The sequence below is a fragment of the Blautia sp. AF34-10 genome, assembly GCF_003477865.1.
Classification (GTDB): Bacteria; Bacillota; Clostridia; order Lachnospirales; family Lachnospiraceae; genus Fusicatenibacter; species Fusicatenibacter saccharivorans.
Genome location: NZ_QUED01000089.1, coordinates 1 through 829, shown reverse-complemented (window position 1 = coordinate 829; position 829 = coordinate 1). Strand labels below are relative to the sequence as shown.

The following is an 829-nucleotide window of genomic DNA, read 5'->3' as shown; positions in this document are numbered from 1 at the left end:
CCATGTCCAGGCTGAAGCTGCCGTAAGAGGTAGTGGAGGGCCGAACGCACATCCGTTGAAAAGGGTGGCGATGAGGTGTGGGTAGGGGAGAAATTCCAATCGAACCCGGAGATAGCTGGTTCTCCTCGAAATAGCTTTAGGGCTAGCCTCGATGGAGTCTTACGGAGGTAGAGCACTGAATTTCTAAGGGGGCGTCAAAGCTTACCAAGGGATATCAAACTCCGAATGCCGTAAAGATGCTCATCGGGAGTCAGACTGCACGAGATAAGTTGGGCAGTCAAAAGGGAAAGAGCCCAGACCTGCTGCTAAGGTCCCAAAGTACGTGTTAAGTGGAAAAGGATGTGGGATTTCGAAGACAACTAGGATGTTGGCTCAGAAGCAGCCACACATTCAAAGAGTGCGTAATAGCTCACTAGTCGAGAGGTCCTGCGCCGAAAATGTCCGGGGCTGAAACACGACACCGAAGCACAGGATACCGCAAGGTATGGTAGAGGAGCATTGCTGGCGCGATGAAGCAGTACCGGAAGGAGCTGTGGAGTGCCAGGAAGAGAGAATGCCGGAATGAGTAGCGAGAGAGAGGTGGGAATCCTCTCGGCCGAATATCCAAGGTTTCCAGGGTAAAGCTGATCTGCCTGGGTAAGTCGGGGCCTAAGGAGAGGCAGAAATGCGTATCCGATGGACAGCAGGTTGAGATTCCTGCACTATCTAAAACAGAACTGTGGGGACATTTGTGGAGAGCACAGGCGCGGAACGGAAAGCCGCGTGCAAGCGAAGGAGGAGTCACATAGGAAAAACCGTGTGGCAATCCAAAGGCGTGATGCGGACCGAA

1 rRNA gene is annotated in these 829 nt (G+C 53.0%); it reads left to right on the top strand.

Annotated features, from left to right (window positions below):
- Nucleotides 1–829: ribosomal RNA gene (locus DWZ60_RS16995) — 23S ribosomal RNA — on the top strand; the annotation flags it as partial.